Origin of the sequence: Gardnerella sp. DNF00747 (genome assembly GCF_049262675.1) — a bacterium.
Lineage (GTDB): Bacteria > Actinomycetota > Actinomycetes > Actinomycetales > Bifidobacteriaceae > Bifidobacterium > Bifidobacterium swidsinskii.
In genome coordinates, this window is record NZ_CP058394.1 from 739,501 (window position 1) to 755,358 (window position 15,858).

Annotated in this window: 11 protein-coding genes, 5 tRNA genes, 1 CRISPR repeat array and 1 riboswitch; all 16 genes read right to left on the reverse strand. The window is 38.9% G+C overall.

Annotated elements, in window-relative coordinates:
* Positions 1–114: 114 nt before the first annotated feature.
* The 16 genes from HXT32_RS02740 to cas5e all read right to left on the reverse strand — a co-directional run bounded on the left by HXT32_RS02740 (position 115) and on the right by cas5e (position 15,814).
* Positions 115–3,558, reverse strand: a complete 3,444-nt coding sequence (locus tag HXT32_RS02740; RefSeq protein WP_041160578.1) for a tetratricopeptide repeat protein — start codon at positions 3,556–3,558, stop codon at positions 115–117.
* A 201-nt stretch (positions 3,559–3,759) separates the two neighbouring features.
* Positions 3,760–3,835 (reverse strand) — tRNA-Gly (locus HXT32_RS02745).
* A gap of 143 nt (positions 3,836–3,978) precedes the next feature.
* The gene (locus tag HXT32_RS02750; protein ID WP_004108959.1) at positions 3,979–4,746 is read right to left on the reverse strand and encodes a thiazole synthase; all 768 of its coding nucleotides are present in this window, start codon (positions 4,744–4,746) and stop codon (positions 3,979–3,981) included.
* A complete protein-coding gene (thiF, locus tag HXT32_RS02755; RefSeq protein WP_004108962.1) occupies positions 4,736–5,359 on the reverse strand; it encodes a sulfur carrier protein ThiS adenylyltransferase ThiF in 624 nt (207 codons plus the stop codon). Before thiF ends, HXT32_RS02750 begins: the two co-directional genes overlap by 11 nt.
* Positions 5,360–5,557, reverse strand: coding sequence for a sulfur carrier protein ThiS (gene thiS / locus HXT32_RS02760; RefSeq protein ID WP_004106666.1), 198 nt, complete (start codon positions 5,555–5,557; stop codon positions 5,360–5,362).
* A 73-nt stretch (positions 5,558–5,630) separates the two neighbouring features.
* Positions 5,631–7,007, reverse strand: a complete 1,377-nt coding sequence (allB, locus tag HXT32_RS02765) for an allantoinase AllB (RefSeq protein ID WP_004108966.1) — start codon at positions 7,005–7,007, stop codon at positions 5,631–5,633.
* A 1-nt stretch (position 7,008) separates the two neighbouring features.
* Positions 7,009–8,493 carry an allantoin permease gene (gene allW / locus HXT32_RS02770; protein WP_004108968.1) on the reverse strand — a complete coding sequence of 495 codons (1,485 nt, stop codon included), beginning with the start codon at positions 8,491–8,493 and terminating at the stop codon, positions 7,009–7,011.
* 317 nt (positions 8,494–8,810) lie between these two features.
* Complete coding sequence (locus tag HXT32_RS02775; protein ID WP_004108971.1) at positions 8,811–10,052, reverse strand: hydantoinase/carbamoylase family amidase; 1,242 nt, start codon at positions 10,050–10,052, stop codon at positions 8,811–8,813.
* A 194-nt stretch (positions 10,053–10,246) separates the two neighbouring features.
* Positions 10,247–10,336: riboswitch (TPP riboswitch) on the reverse strand.
* Positions 10,337–10,578: 242 nt separating this feature from the next.
* A tRNA-Val gene (locus HXT32_RS02780) sits at positions 10,579–10,651 on the reverse strand.
* A 40-nt stretch (positions 10,652–10,691) separates the two neighbouring features.
* Positions 10,692–10,763 (reverse strand) — tRNA-Val (locus HXT32_RS02785).
* Positions 10,764–10,793: 30 nt separating this feature from the next.
* Positions 10,794–10,864, reverse strand: a tRNA-Cys gene (locus HXT32_RS02790).
* 28 nt (positions 10,865–10,892) lie between these two features.
* A tRNA-Gly gene (locus HXT32_RS02795) sits at positions 10,893–10,965 on the reverse strand.
* A 520-nt stretch (positions 10,966–11,485) separates the two neighbouring features.
* Positions 11,486–12,124: a CRISPR direct-repeat array (repeat unit 29 nt; unit sequence GGGATCACCCCCGCGTATGCGGGAAAGAC).
* A gap of 107 nt (positions 12,125–12,231) precedes the next feature.
* Entirely contained in the window at positions 12,232–13,311 is a 1,080-nt protein-coding gene (gene cas2e, locus HXT32_RS02800; protein ID WP_422119031.1) for a type I-E CRISPR-associated endoribonuclease Cas2e, read from the reverse strand.
* Position 13,312: 1 nt separating this feature from the next.
* Entirely contained in the window at positions 13,313–14,254 is a 942-nt protein-coding gene (gene cas1e / locus HXT32_RS02805; RefSeq protein ID WP_004106692.1) for a type I-E CRISPR-associated endonuclease Cas1e, read from the reverse strand.
* Positions 14,255–14,290: 36 nt separating this feature from the next.
* Positions 14,291–14,938 (reverse strand): type I-E CRISPR-associated protein Cas6/Cse3/CasE, encoded by a 648-nt coding sequence (cas6e, locus tag HXT32_RS02810; RefSeq protein WP_422119032.1) that lies wholly within the window; start codon positions 14,936–14,938, stop codon positions 14,291–14,293.
* Positions 14,939–15,814, reverse strand: a complete 876-nt coding sequence (cas5e, locus tag HXT32_RS02815) for a type I-E CRISPR-associated protein Cas5/CasD (RefSeq protein ID WP_410295883.1) — start codon at positions 15,812–15,814, stop codon at positions 14,939–14,941.
* Positions 15,815–15,858: the final 44 nt, after the last annotated feature.

Here is a 15,858-nt window from a genome sequence, read left to right on the forward strand (position 1 = left end):
GTTTTACTAATGCCTATAAACAGTATCTAATAAGACTGTATAAGCACAGTAAAAACTATTCAATGATGTATTGAGTATTAAGCTAATAAATTTTAAAACTGCTTGCTCTATTTCTTAAGCGTTTAAAGATCTTAAGAACTGTGTTTGTACTGTGCTACTTAGATCTTCGTTAGAAGTCATTCGAATATTTGCAACACATAAAGTTCTTGCAATTACAAACATTCCATCGTTCACAGTTAATTTTGCTGCTTTATCAATAATCTCTTCTGCTTCAATATCAGGCCAAGCTGGTACATCTTCAGAAAGAAGAGCCATCTGTGCTTCATGTATATTGCTCGGTATTAGCTTGCACTGCGATCTCATTCTAGAAAGAAGCTCATCAAGTTCCATTTCTAGCGGCTCAATCTTTCCTGGAGCTAAGTATTGTGCCATTCTATATGAAGATGCAGCAATGAGGAAATTATTCTGCATCCATTCCGCATAAGCGAGCTTATAGTAAGCAAAAGCAGCATCATCCCTATCGAGAGACACATTCAAAGCGTTAATGCAAGCTGCAATAACAGATGACCAATCCTCTTTTTGCGCAAGTATATCAGCTAATCTTAAATGAGAAAGAGCGTAAGTAGGAGCGTACGAAACCATAATATTTAAATGGCGTAAAGCTTCGTCATGTTGGTTTAATTGCGAAAGTAAATCAGCAAGTTCCATATGTGCGTAGAAAAGACCGTCAGGAATAAGTCTTGTTCGTTCTTCTTTAGTTGCAAATAGATGATTATAAATTACTCTCTCAGCGTAGGAATTAAAGTATCTTGGTACAGCTTCGCTGCTAGTAAACATAGTATCGAATTGTGCTACAGAATTTTCGTACTCTTTTAAAGCCTCGCTAAGGTCCCCATTCATAAACTGTTCGTGAGCTTTTGTACGAATATCTCTTATACGTTTTGCTGTAGTAAATGAAAGATTAGGTAAATCTGTTTCGTCAATTAGCGCTCGCGTTATTGAATCTGCTTGAGCGTTAAGTTCAGGATCGTCAATGCTTTCAATAATACTCATAGCTTCGTGAGCTTTTTGTGCAGTTGTTGGCATAAGTTCTGAAGCAATATGATGGAAGTCGGCAACAGCTTGTTGCAGAAGATCTTCACGTTGTATAGAAAGCCCTTGTGCGTATTGTGTTCCCAGTATGCTTTCCTGATCTGCTGTAAAAATTTTGTCAGAAAATTCAGGTTCTTCTTGTGATCCATGAGGAGAAAAGCGGCTACTGTGAACATCAAAATCTGGTTCGATGGTATTTAATTTTCCATGAGAATCAATGTTTAATTTGGCATTAAATTTTTCGTATGTTTTTATAGGATTATTTAATCCGTTTTGGTGAATAAGTTTTATAAATCTGTCTCTGCTAAACGTAACTGTAGTTAGAGCTCGTATGGATGGTGCTGTAGTAAAAGCTGCAAATGAATTTTCTTCTTTAGACTTATCCATGCTGTTTTCGGACAGTTGATTTTCGTTAGAATCTGCGTTTGTGTCTGTTTCTGAGTTTAATTCTTGGCTGCTTGCGCTCGCATGCATTGATATGACATTATTGTTTGTCTTGTTTGCGTTACTAATATTAGTCTGCTGCATTTCTTGCAATTTAGACGGGTCTCCATGAATGTCACCGTCTTTTGGATCTCCTTTTGGCTTGGATGAATCATTATTTGCAGCGTCACTATTCATAACGTTAAGCGCATTAAGAGTACGATTTACAAGATTGTTCATAGCATTGTTTTGTGCTGTAACCATCTCTTCTAAGCCTATTGAATCTAAGCGTATAGAAACATTTTTTACTTTACCGCTTGCTCCAAAAGCTAGAGTAGACATTATCATTCCAACTTGAAGATTGTAGTTTGTAGCTAGTTTTTCTTTATCGTCGTCGTTCAGATTTTTCCAAGATTTATCCTCATTAGCGTAAGCTACAGATGGCATAAGTGCAGCTCCAGCTGTAGTAAGGTTTATTGCCACGTTACCATCTTCTAAATTAGATCGGAATTCCGCGTCAAAACGGAACGGCAAGTATACACTTCTAATAAGATTAGAAAGACGCTGCCTATAGGACCATTCACTGTCGTTATCTATCTTATTGAAATACTTATCGTTATTTTTTACCTGCTTTGCTCTTCTCCACATGTGCAAAATAGGTCTTATTTTGTCGTCCATCAGAGGATTGCCAAAAAATTGCATACCTATTGAACCGCTTGCTGCAAAAGCAACATCTTTAATCATTGCCATGTCGATTTGTGATGCCTGCTCTTCTTTTATAGTATTTTCGCAAGTTTTTCCTCCCATAATGGAGTTAATTTGCAGACAATCATAAATTGAATATAAACGGTTAATAGCGCCTTCTATTTTAAGTACTTTGAGTGCAGCATTTGGTTCCAAAGCATCATCCCAAAGTAAGTAGTTTGCTTCTGTTTGCTGAGATTTTTGCATGTGTAGGCGTTCTGCACCATGCACTGCTTCCAGGCTGCGTTCTGTTTCTAAAGCTCCAGTTGAGCGCATTAATTTTTCGAAATATTCTTCTAAACCTGAAACTCTTAAATTCTCTTTTTTCGCTATTTTTATGTCTTCTACACTTCTTCGTATTGCTCCTAAAGGTGCTTCGTGTTCTAGTCTGCGAAGTACATTGCTGTAACCAAATCCAGTTAAAGACTTGTGCATGTCTGGAATGAATAATGCTGCAAAGAATGCTATTGTTATTGCATTTCTGTATGTAAGATTGCATCGTAAGTTTTCTGGAAGTTTAGTTCGTAACTCTTCGAGAGTATAAGTTTTTTTAGTTCCGAACCCGTGTGAGATCCATGATCCGATTTTAATTAAACCGTTATCTTCTGAAAGTTGTAAAACTAAGTCTCCGTTTGATACGCAAAATACGTTTTCTTTTCTAATTTTTGAAAAAGTTTTAGAAAAGTGGTTTATTTTTCCGGCAAAAGTTTTAGAGCGATGTTCTGGTTTTAATGCGCTTTTAGACTTACTGCTTTCTAAAGAAGCGAGAAAATCTTCTACGGTTGCGTCGCCATTTAAATAGGATTCTACGATATTATCCATATCATAGTCTGTATGTTTGGTGTACGTTTCGTCAAACGCTTCCAAAAATGCACATTTTAGAGTAATTTTTGTTTTTTTATATTGTTTTCCATAAAAACGGTGTAAATCTTTCAGTGAAGAATTATTTTTTTCTACAAATGAAAGTTGCGGTCTCATGTCTTGAATATCTTCGTAGCTAAGTTTGCTGCCGAGAAATATTCGCCCTTCTGAATCTGCTACTGCTAGTTGAAGGAATTTTCTTCCGTCTTCTTTAAATAATCCAATTGACGTGTATTCTTTTTTCTTGTTAAGTTGAACCCAGCCTAATTGATTGTTGGTATTTGTTTGTGGAAAATCTTTAATAACGTACTTTTTAGCGCGCGACGAAATATCTATTGGATTGCCTTCTGACCACAACGAGTTAAGAGATTCTTGTAGTTGCAACATACTATCTTCCTGAGATTCTGAATTTTCAGTAGTTTGCATGTTGTTAGTCATAATCCCCATTCTTTCACTTTGCTTTGTGGCATGTGAGTTTTTGTTTTATATTTTTAGCGCACATAATGTGGCGTTTAATCACATTATTTTAGTATATAAGAAATTATGCATGTTATAAAATGCGCGACATTATTTATCGAAATTATTTCATCAATAGATTGCTAATAAGAGAATACGACGGCTTCGAATATTGAGAAAAAATGGAGCGGACAACGGGACTCGAACCCGCGGTCTCAACCTTGGCAAGGTTGCGCTTTACCAACTAAGCTATGTCCGCAAACAAGTGAATACCTTATATCATTTTCATAAAAAGTGCAAATTAGGTATGTCGCAAGCCTTACAAGTACTGGCTGCACTTGTAAGGCTTACTTGTTTCAGATTTTCAGTGTTTTAAGTTGAAGACTTATTTTATTTGTTTGCTTACTTGCTTTCGTCATCGCGCTTTGGAGAAGATGGTGTTGCACCTTTTTCAAGCACTCGACCAGGGCCTGCAAGATAAGCTGCGCGGCCTGCTTCAATACCAAGCTTGAATGCTTTAGCCATAAGCACAATATCGTTTGCAGTAGCAACTCCAGTATTTGCCATTACAGCTGCAGCACCCATTTCCATTGCTTCAGCAGCCTGGCTTGGAACGCCAATGCCGGCATCGACAATAACAGGAAGATCGATTTCGTCGATAATAAGCTGAATAAACTTCTTAGTTTCAAGACCCTTGTTAGAGCCAATCAAAGAGCCGAGAGGCATAATTGCAGCAGCTCCAGCGTCGCGCATTGCCTTAGCAAAGTACAAATCTGGATACATGTAAGGAAGAACAGTAAAGCCTTCGTCAGCCAAAATCTTTGTTGCTTGCAAAGTAGCTTCATTGTTTGGCAACAAATACTTGCGATCAGGAATAATCTCAAGCTTGATGAAGTTTCCGCAACCCATTTCGCGAGCAATATGTGCAGTGTTAACTGCTTCCTCTACAGTTACGCATCCGCTAGTATTAGGCAGAATGGTAACGCCTTCTGGAATATGCTTTAAAATTCCTGCAGCTTTCTCGCTATAGCGAATTGCTACAGTAATCATTTCAGCTTTAGCACTATTTACTGCGGCATCAATAAGCTCCTCAGAATACTTTCCAGAACCCAAAATGTATCGAGAAGTAAACTTCTTACCGCCCAATTCTAAATAATCTTCATTCTCCATAATTTCCTCCATTTTTTATCCATTTCAACGCTTCTAAGGCTTCTAAACTTGCGATAATCGAAACATAAGGCAAATACAAGCCTTCTTCGGGAGAAGACTTAAAATCACCCACTAAGCACACGTTTGAAAGATGCTTAATTTTTACGTTCCTAATATCTCCTAGTCCAGATAAGCCAGAAGCAGTAATAACATATTTGTTAGGATGATTCATGAAATAGTCAAGAACCATTGCTTTCGATTCGCGATTGTCGAATGCTTCAATAAACAAGTCGGAGCGTTCAGCAATCTCATCCAACGATTCCGGCGTAACTTTTTGCACAAAAGCTTCTACTTCAACGTACGGCAAAGTTTCATTAAGTCGCGCTTTAGTAGCATATACTTTGTGTTGTCCAATTTCGTTAATCGTATAATTTTGACGGTTTAAATTCGAATACTCGATACTGTCAAAATCGTAAATGTACAACTTTTTTACGCCGGCTCGCGCAAGCATCAACGCAATATTTGATCCTAAACCGCCGCAGCCAAGTATTGAAACTGATTGTTGAGCAAACAAATCATTATCTTCCTTTAGCTGACGTTTAAGAACTTTTGCGCGAATATCGTCACTTTCCATTCATCCTCCTCCCATAATGCTAAATACTTCAATTTTTGCGTTATCTTTAACTATGAAAGTTTCAAAATCTTTGCGTTTTACTAATTCACCATCAACTTCTATTGCAACAAAAGTACTGTCGTAGCCTTCGCGCTTAAGTAGTTCAAGTAAATTCTCGTTCTCAACATAATCCACAGTATCGTGATTAAGTTTCAGCACACTTACCTCCTTTCTATAGAATATGCTTTAAGTTTTGAATATTACGTTTGAATATTACGTTTAAAGATTTTACCTAATCCTTAGCTGGATGAAGAATAAACTTGCCTTTAAAGTCTTCGCAAACGCCGTTTTCTTTGCTGTAAATTTCTTCACCGCGAAGTAAAGTTCTTACCACCTGGCAGCCAATAGTGCGACCAACGTACGGGCTGAACTTATTGCGATACTCAAGGTCTTTAGCTTTAAGAACATAAGGAGCATTTGGTTTAATGAATGCCAAGTCTGCATCATAGCCCAAACGTATGCTGCCTTTTCCTTTCAAATCGAAGCGTTTTGCAGAATTGCTAGAATTCAATGCCACAAATTGAGTTAATGACATTCCGCGCTTTTGCACAGCTTCATCAAAGAACACGTCAACATCGTTTTGAACGCTACCAATACCACCCCAAGCTGTGAAAGCATCATCAGTTTGCTTCAAACTCAAAGGAGCTGGCGAATGGTCGGAAACAATGAAGTTAATAGAACCGTCAAAAACCTTTTCCCACAAGCCATTCTGGTTTTCCTTGTCACGAATTGGTGGAGTGCACTTAGCGATATTTCCAATCTCGTCAAGCTCAGAAGTGTCGAAATACAGGTAATGGTTGCAAGTTTCGCAGCTTACGTCAACGCCATTCTTACGAGCGTCAGCAACAGCTTGAGCACCTTCTGGTGAAGAAACATGAACAATATGAATTCTGCATCCAGTTTCTTTAGCAAAAAGACAAGCGCGCTCAATAGCTTCAACTTCAGTGAAAACAGGTCTGGTTGCTACGAACTCAGAAAGTTTTCTAGCTCCCATTTGATGAGCTTTCTTTCCAAGCTGATCTGTAATAGGAGCGTTTTCGCAATGCATAATCAAAATTTTGCCTGTTTTAGCAATCTGCTGCATACCTGTGTACAAGGAGTAATCGTCGCAATTGTATAAATCAACTTGCAAATCCTTGTCGCCAGTAGTTCCGAGGAATGCTTTGTAATTAACGACACCCTGCTTATCTTGCTCGCATATTCCGCCATTGAGGTTTTGTGGTTCCAAGCCACCAGTTTGACCAACATCAACCTTGAGCTTTCCGTCGGCTTCTTCAAGCACTGCTTCAAATGATTTTCCATCAGTAGTTGCAGGAATTTGATTGCAAGGCATTTGCAGCATTGTAGTAATACCGCCTTTTGCACCGGCAGAAGTTGCGGTTACAAAACCTTCCCAATCGTCGCGAACGCCGCCGCCTGGAGCGTTAATATGAACATGAGAATCAACTTTTCCAGGAACAACTATTAAATCAGTTGCGTCAATAGTTTTTTCTGCTGCAAAGTTGCTTCCAAAAGCGGCAAACTTGCCGTCTTTAATTGCTATATCGGCTTTGGTTGCTTCATTATCGAATACAACCAAACCATTTGTGATTACTACATCGTAGTTCATATTATTTCCTTTCTTTAGCCATTGTTGGCTGAAAAACTTTTGATAGTAATATTTGACACACGAAACCTACAGCGCATCCCACAATCCATGAGATTTGAGTAAGCGGTGAAAGTAGAGGAATTATCTGCCCGGAAAGAGCAAATAAAAGCCCAAGTATCGTAGAAGTATAAGATATCCAGTTAGTTCCAGAATAAGCAGATTTTGACGAGCTATTTGTATCGTAATAAATTTGATCAAGATCAATATGCGTGCGCTTTACTACGTAATAGTCAGCAAGTAGAACACCTGCAATAGGGCCTAAAAGCATACCAATAAGATTCAAGAAGCCTGTAATATTAGCCATAAACTTCCACGGCATTAACACAGTGCTTACAAGAGCTGCAATAACTACGCCACGCTTATAATTTACAAATCGCGGAGCTAAAGCAGTTAGCTGGTATGCTGCAGGAACAATATTGCCAGTAGCATTTGTACAAACTGTAGTAAGTAGAAGCAACCCAGTAGCTATTGCAATTCCAGGAAGACTATCCCACTTGTTTATGATAACAAGAACATCTGTAATGGTTTCATGGTAAAAAAGCGATCCGCCCACTAAAATAACTACGCTTGTAAAAGCAAAAAGTGCGTAACTCAGCAAGAAGCTAGCAATTTGACCTTTTAGTTGAGCCATAGTTGACTTTGCGTTTTGCGTAAAATCAGCAATAGAAACGGCAGGAGCAGCCCAAACACCCAGCACAGAATTTACAACCATCATCATGAAAAGCCCAAGACCGCAATTAGTTGGAGCTTGAACGGTAGCATGATATTGCATGATTGCAGATAAACCACCAGCACAGCTAATAGCCCATACGCTCATGCAACCAAAAACAACGTAAATAAGCGGGCTTAATACTACAGTTAGCTTATTAAGAGTCTTTCCTCCACCTAAGCCAATCGCCAAATTAAGCAACCAAAATATTGCGAAGGAGATAATAATAGGTATGTGCGAACCTACAAATGGTATTTTGCTTCCAAGCGTAAGAAACTCAGGGCAAATTTTGCCAACTAGAATCTCTAAAGCTTTCGCGCCTATATATGTTTGAATGCCATACCAGCATATTGCAGCAACTACTCCCCTAAGGAATCCTGGTAGTTGAGCGCCTGCTTTTCCGTATGTTGCGCGCAAATGCATAGAAAACGGTATGCCGTATTTGGAACCTACAACACCGTTAGCAACCATGACAATTGCTGTAAGAATTGCGCCAAGCATGATACCAATCATTACGTAAATTGGAGAGTATCCCATCAAAAGGAACGCGCCAACTGCAGCATAATTAGGAATATTGTGTACAGACTGCATCCACAAAGTGCAAAAATTAAGAGCACTCATTGTGCGTTTTTCTTGCGGCTTTGGCAGTAAATCTTCATTAGTGTAGCCGCGCTCGCGGTAACATTCCAAGTTTTTACTATCTACTGGCTCATCTTTTAGCAGTTTACTAATTTGCATGCGCACCTCCTTACTTTTCTTGTTTGTAAATTTGATTCTTTTTTGTGTTTTGTGTTTTGAGTTTTTTGAAAGTAATAATCGCAACTTTGCTCAAAAATAAAAAAGATACGAAAGGATGTCGTACCCGTGGTGGTGCGCCCCTTCGTATCAGCCTCTTATTCGTGAATAAGCGTTGTACTCTCATTCGATATTCACTTTTCTTCGCTGCGGTTAACTAAGCAGTGAAGTTTGCATAGTATATGCCTTTTGCGTCCTTCCTAAATTTCCATTTCTTTTTGGTTTTCGTTTGGTTTTCGTTATCTTTTAGTTGGTTTTCGTTAGTCCTCATAAGCCAAACTATGCAGAGCATCTCGTAAAAGCTTTACCCCGTGAACAGCGTCTTGTGGATCTGTGTACTCTTCTGGAGCGTGACTAATACCATCTTTCGAAGGAACGAAAATCATTCCGGATTTTACAAACGGAGCAAAAATTTGCGTATCTTGACCAGCACCTGAATGCATGACCCTGTATGCATAACCTTGCTTATTAGCTTGATCTTTCAAAAGATTAATAATATCGTCGCTAAGTGGTGTAGGATCGTCAGACATCCACTTATCAATCTGCGCTGTAATGCCATAAGACTTGGCAGTTTCGTGAATGTCCTCGTCGAGTTCCTGCAAGAATTTATCAAGAAAAGCTTTATCTGTATGACGGCAGTTCATTGAAAAAGTAACTTCTCCAGGAACAATATTTACTTGATTTGGAACTACGCTGATTCTACCGAAAGTAAGTACCAGTGGGTCGCCTGCTTGCTTAGCTTTGTCAAGATTCTTGGCGATTATATGAGACATGCAATCTACTGCATCGTGCCTGTAGGACATCATTGTTGTGCCAGCGTGATTTTGTACGCCTTTAAGATGAATATCCCAACGATGCTGACCAGCAATGCTAGTGATAATACCTAAATCTTCGTGATTGCTGTAAAGCGTTGGTCCCTGCTCAATGTGTAGCTCAATCCAGGCTTCAAGATTTGCGAACTTAGGTTGAGTTGTTTGATAATTGAACCCAGCTTCACGCATTGCTGTTTCGAAAGGAACACCTTCACTGTCGCAAATATTTTCTACGTCCTCTTTTTTGGCTAGTCCGAAGAAATTCTTTGAACCCCAGAATACGTATGGGAAACGTGAGCCTTCCTCTTCTGCTAAGCAGATAATGCGAAGACTTTTCTTTGGCTTTCCATATCTAGTAAGTAAATTCTTAATTGCTAAATAGGCTGCAACTATTCCAAGTTGACCGTCAAAACGACCTCCTCTTGAAACTGTGTCAATATGCGATCCACAAGCTATTATGCTTTCTGGCTTTTCGCATCCTTCAACAGTTGCAATTAGGTTTCCAACTTGGTCGAATTCCACAGTCATACCGAGTTTTTCAAATCGTTGACGAAGAGCAAAAAGAGCCTGTTTCCAAGATTTTGTGTAAAGAGGTCGAGTAACTCCTTGTTCTCCTGGTTTTTCTGTGAATCCTGCAAGCCAGCTTATGGCTGATTCTATAGTTTCAGCACTTATGCTGCTATTAATCATGTGCAGTATTCCTCCTCACTTGTGCAAGTTTTCCCAAAAGTGACATTCAGGCGGATATTTTTTGGTTTTGGTGTTTGGTTTTTAGTTTTTTAGTTGTTTTTTTAAAAAACTTTTTAATTGTTTAGTTGATACTCGTGTAACTGCTACTACTTTGTGGCAACGCAAGATATCACGAAAATCGTGATAGAAAGAAATCACTTACTGTAATTGCTCCCTACGCATGTCTTAACAAAACAGGTTCAAAGGGTGTTTCTCAACTGTTTCCAGTACCCCTGCAATTTTCACTTGTACTCGGATGAGTATAGCACGATATTAAATGAACTCAAAATGAACATTTGCATGTGTGTTTCTGTGAAGAAATGATTGGTTGCTTGCTTGGTTGACTGGTTGGCTGGTTGATATGAGATATTGCTTCCATTTGTGGTTGCATGTATGTTAGGCTGCCAAAAATTTTCATATGTAAGTTAGGAAACAAAAAATAGCCAGATAACAAAAAACGCAGTGCTTCTACACTGCGAACATATTGTGGGTGATATAGGAATCGAACCTATGACCCCTTCCGTGTGAAGGAAGTGCGCTAGCCGCTGCGCCAATCACCCAAAATTTTTTTAATTATGCGTGAAAGGCAATCCTTTCGAGTGGGCGATACAAGGTTCGAACTTGTGACCCCTTCCGTGTCAGGGAAGTGCGCTACCACTGCGCCAACCGCCCAGGTTGTTTATTAAGCTTGAAGCTTAATCGAGGTGGGTACGAGAGTCGAACTCATCTATACGGCTTTGCAGGCCGCTGCCTAACCGCTTGGCTAACCCACCGTAAGGTCGAATAACTCATCGGACCTAGAGCGGACAACGGGACTCGAACCCGCGGTCTCAACCTTGGCAAGGTTGCGCTTTACCAACTAAGCTATGTCCGCAATGCAACTTTACTGAACAATGTCAGCGCCGAAGCACGAGTAACTACTATACCCGAAATATTCTCAAATGCAAGCCCTCGCCTATTTGGCGTGTCGTTTGGTGGTGTTTGCGTGTGTTGGTTGGATGTTTGTTATGCGTATGGATTGGAGCATTTGCGAGCGCAAGTGTTACTTTCTCAGTTGGTTAGCTGAGTTTTTAACGATGTTTTGCTTATTTGCGTTACTTTCTCAGATACTTGACTGAGTTTTTAACAGTGTTTTGCTTATTAGCGTTACTTTCTCAGATACTTGACTGAGAAAATAACGGTCATATGTTACTGGTGCAGTAGCTAATCTGCGTTAATAACGAATAATTGCGATTTATCGTTACTAGCGCAGTGCGACGACCTGCCTTCGCGCGCTACGCTTTAAGCGCTCAGGCAGGTCGCAGAGCCCCGCGTATGCGGGAAAGACTTTCTTCATCTGTTGGAGTTGGTACGCTTTCAAGGATCACCCCCGCGTATGCGACGTCAATCTTCATAGGATCACCCCCGCGTATGCGGGAAAGACAAGGTTTCATATCGTACGGTTGTAATTCCAGAGGGATCACCCCCGCGTATGCGGGAAAGACCTCATAGAAGCACGCATTGTAAACGCTTCACAGGGATCACCCCCGCGTATGCGGGAAAGACAACGATTCTGCTCTCAAGCTTGTTCTTGTTTGGGGATCACCCCCGCGTATGCGGGAAAGACGCCGTAGATTAAGCATAGTGGAATGCTTATGTAGGATCACCCCCGCGTATGCGGGAAAGACCAGTCCACGGAGTCCAAGCAGTAAGCTTATATGGGATCACCCCCGCGTATGCGGGAAAGACACGTGATGTGCAAGTAATACCTGCATATTTAAGGGATCACCCCCGCGTATGCGGGAAAGACGTATCACGATAAAAAAGATAGATGTTTAATTCGGGATCACCCCCGCGTATGCGGGAAAGACCATAATGCGCGCATGAAACACAAAGCGTTTGGGGGATCACCCCCGCGTATGCGGGAAAGACTCAGGCGACTGGGCGCAAGTCATACAATACGTGGGATCACCCCCGCGTATGCGGGAAAGACCTAGTTCTGGGTTGAGTGTTTTTAAGGCTGGCGGGATCACCCCCGCGTATGCGGGAAAGACGCTTAAAAATCCCAATAAAATGGCCATTTTTATAACAGCAATAGTCAAATTCCATTTACTTTTCAAATTCAACCTATCACAGAGAGTAGTACATCAGTATTTTATTTTTATGAAATAAATTTTAGCAATCCTTTCAAATTAAAAACAAGATGCGCTGTTAGTCTAGCATCCAGAAGAGCTCTATGTGGAACAGATTCAGCAATGTTGTATTCGTGCAGCACTGTTTTTAATTGGTAGTTTTTTAAAAATTTCTTTTCTTTCTTTACAAAACGAGAAATATCAAAAATTTTGTTAATTGAAAGAGAATGATCAAATCTTTCATCTAATGAAGATAAAGCAGAATTTAAAAATGACATATCAAATTGTACGTTATATCCAAGTACAGGTAATTTTTCGACAAAATCAATAAATTCTTTTAATGCTAAATCTAATCTGACACCATAAGATTCAAGCATGCTGGATGTAATACCAGTTAGCTCAATAATTTCATTAGGAATAAAATTATTTTTGTTAAAATTACTAACGCTATCGCAATTAATATTTATTAATTTCTGGAATTCTTCAATTTTCCCATCAATGAACTTAACGGCTCCAATTTCGATAATTTTATCAACTTTGCTATTTAAACCTGTAGTTTCGCAATCTATTACAACAAAATTTTTATCTATTTTATCTATAAAATCCTTCCAGTAATCGGTACAAGTTATCTCTTCATCATCCGTAGTAAATTTTGCAGTTTGAGAAGCATTATCATAACTTAGATAACTAATATTTTCATTAGCAAGATTATTTTCAATTGTGCTAGAAGGAGTATTAATATTTTTACGCCTTATATTTGAAAATTTCTTTGCATTATGAAAATGTGCTGCATCGCTAAATCCATGTTTAATATCGTTTTCTAATGTATCAACTGTTGGAATACGTACCAGAGGTAATCCATCCGAATAAACCACCTCACGATGCGAATGTATAGTCTTAAAATCGTAGCCAATTTCATTTCTAGAAGAAAAGCTCATTGTTACAGCACCATTGCCAACACAGTCTTCTATGCGCTTCCATAATTCTTCTCGAACTCGACTATTAAAATTGCCGACGTAAACTCCTGATGCTATTTCTTGCATCCACTTAGTTAAATCACCTCTTAAAGATAGTGGACAGTTCGTCATCGTAATCACAGTTAACGGCATATCAATTCACCTCACTGTAATTTACGCCAGAAGCTACTAGATGTTCCTTATCGTCCCAAAGATGTATTACATCAACAGTAATTTGGTTGTCAATCGGGATTTCAAGAAGATTTTGTATATCATTAACGATACGAGACATTATGTTGCAATTTGCGAAGCAATCGCGCATCTTCAAACGCATTAACTGTTCAATGTCATCGTCGGATTCACAACGAGCAGCAATTTCAAAAGATGCAGGAATAGTTAATTCAGCTTTATATAAGTCTGCAATATCGTATACAAGAGAAAGATCATGTCCGGTATGCACGAAACCTAATCCAGGTGCTAAACCTAAAGCAGATATTATGCTATGTACTAAACCGTAAAGGCATACATTACCTACAGACAATGCTTGATTAACGACAGTGCCACTTTCAAAATCATCGACTTTATAATCGCGACCATTCCATTGGACATTGTATTTATTAGACATCTCCCTATATATGCTTCTTACGCGAGCTCCTTCTCTACCTCTTAATTGTTGCATAGTATATGACGATATATTTTCATTAGGGAAACGCATTTGATACATTTTTCTCGCAACGTTCAATCTTGATCTACTATTAGTAACAAGTTTTGCTTGTTTTTCCAATAATCTTGAGCTTCTTGACAATGCTCTACCATGAGCGTAATTGCGAACACCATGCTCGCCAACCCAAACTATGCTTGCGCCAACATCTCCAAGTAATTCCATAGCTCTGTGAGTAATCTCAGTGCCAGGACCTAAAAGTAAAACGCCAATCATTGCAGCAGGAACTCTTATAGTTCCATTTGCATCAAAGACTGTAACAGCACTATCAAGACGATTAATTTTCGCATGCTCTACATATATAAAACTCACTCTGTCGCTTATACGTGGAAGCTCTGGTATTTCAGCTTTTTTGGCACCGAATTTCTTTTTCATACTGTTACAGCCTTTAATAAAAATAGCGTAATTCATTTAATTGTTTAAAGGAATTACTGTCATCATTCCAAAGCCATATGCTTTCTTTTTACCAATTCCTTCTAGCAGTGTTTTACGCATGATGTCTGCATCACTAATTGTTAAAATACCTTGGTAAACAGCTTTACTTAATCGAATAGGTTTTTCTGACTTTGTAAATAAGCTATATCCGCGTTCAACAATAGCGAATTCATTTTCGTTCAACGAAAAACCTAATTTTTGTGCGCGACTAAGCAAAAAATTCATCTGCTGATCATAAGTAACATGTGGTACTACCCTACCTCTAGTAGTGCGAGTTTCAGCAGTATCAGAAATAGAAACAACAGGGTTAAGCGTCACACGAAATTGCATTCTCATGCCATTCATCAGTGAGCCTAAAAACTTATCATAAGTTTTACTTGACGCCGTCCCTATAACACCATACATCTCTAGACGTTGCAAATCTGGTTCAGAATCACTTACGATAAGCAAGTAATATTTTCCATGCAGAACATCAACTCTCCATAGTTTTCGGCTTCTTTCATGATTCTCCCATTCGTCGGGAAAACTTTGCTCAACCCAATTGTGGAAAGCTCCGACAGATTTAAGATCTCTCAATGATGAGGGCTTTTTATAATCAATTTCAACTCTGCTTAAATAAGACATTTAAGACTCCAATCCAGAAAAAGCATCATGCTCAGCAATAAAATCTCTAGTAGATTTCACATGCTTACTATCCGATGAAATACCTTCCGAATCCGAATTATTGTGGAGAATTCTCTTAATAGGTATTTCCATTTTTGACTCGTAACGGAATCCGAATTTTCTTTCCTTGTTAGAGAAAGAATTAACGAAATCCTTGCGCAATCTACGAACTGATTCCTGAATTTTATAAGTGCTAGTATCGTCTTTAACTAATTCTGCTGCAGCTTTATCTACTAAATCAGAATCAGCGTATAGGGATATAAATATCTCATTGTGCGATTCATTCGAAGACTCTGATACTTCAGATAGTCTAGAAGTATTAAATCTTTTTTTAGACCACTTGTTTGCAAGCCACTCATGCGTTAATAGAGCCTGAATTACTCCGCAATCTTCTACGCCTAGAATAAAATCAGCTGTAGGAGGCAGCGATCTTCTACCTAAACTAGATTGAAAATACGGCGAGTGCAACGCATCGTTAATACTTTGAATAAGTTGCTCATTGTCGGATCCTATTGCAACAAGAAATATAGCATCTTCTAGATAGTAACGATTTGTAACGTAATTTTTTTCAAAATCACCATTAGGCTTATATTTTGCAGCAATATGATAATCTCTAAGCAAATTACCTTGCTGATCTATTCGTACTGCAAAATCCAAATCATTAAGCTTTGCAATCTCCTCATCACAATCTGCGCTTCTTCTATATCCAAAAGCTGCAGCAATCATACCTACTACCGCACTTTTAGATGGATAGTAGTCTGTGTGACGAGTTTCAAAATGCGAATCTGTACCCCATGATTGCAACGGTCCAGAAAACTTCAGTAATAAACTTTTCATAAGCTTCCTAACTGTTAAACACTAAATATCAACTAATAAGTGTT

Excerpts from the sequence above, each read along its gene's own strand:
- HXT32_RS02740 (WP_041160578.1), bottom strand. The coding sequence starts at position 3,558 with ATGACTAACAACATGCAAACTACTGAAAATTCAGAATCTCAGGAAGAT.
- HXT32_RS02750 (WP_004108959.1), bottom strand. The coding sequence starts at position 4,746 with ATGGAGAATGAAGATTATTTAGAATTGGGCGGTAAGAAGTTTACTTCT.
- thiF (WP_004108962.1), bottom strand. The coding sequence starts at position 5,359 with ATGGAAAGTGACGATATTCGCGCAAAAGTTCTTAAACGTCAGCTAAAG.
- allB (WP_004108966.1), bottom strand. The coding sequence starts at position 7,007 with ATGAACTACGATGTAGTAATCACAAATGGTTTGGTTGTATTCGATAAT.
- allW (WP_004108968.1), bottom strand. The coding sequence starts at position 8,493 with ATGCAAATTAGTAAACTGCTAAAAGATGAGCCAGTAGATAGTAAAAAC.
- HXT32_RS02775 (WP_004108971.1), bottom strand. The coding sequence starts at position 10,052 with ATGATTAATAGCAGCATAAGTGCTGAAACTATAGAATCAGCCATAAGC.
- cas2e (WP_422119031.1), bottom strand. The coding sequence starts at position 13,311 with ATGCCGTTAACTGTGATTACGATGACGAACTGTCCACTATCTTTAAGA.
- cas1e (WP_004106692.1), bottom strand. The coding sequence starts at position 14,254 with ATGAAAAAGAAATTCGGTGCCAAAAAAGCTGAAATACCAGAGCTTCCA.
- cas6e (WP_422119032.1), bottom strand. The coding sequence starts at position 14,938 with ATGTCTTATTTAAGCAGAGTTGAAATTGATTATAAAAAGCCCTCATCA.
- cas5e (WP_410295883.1), bottom strand. The coding sequence starts at position 15,814 with ATGAAAAGTTTATTACTGAAGTTTTCTGGACCGTTGCAATCATGGGGT.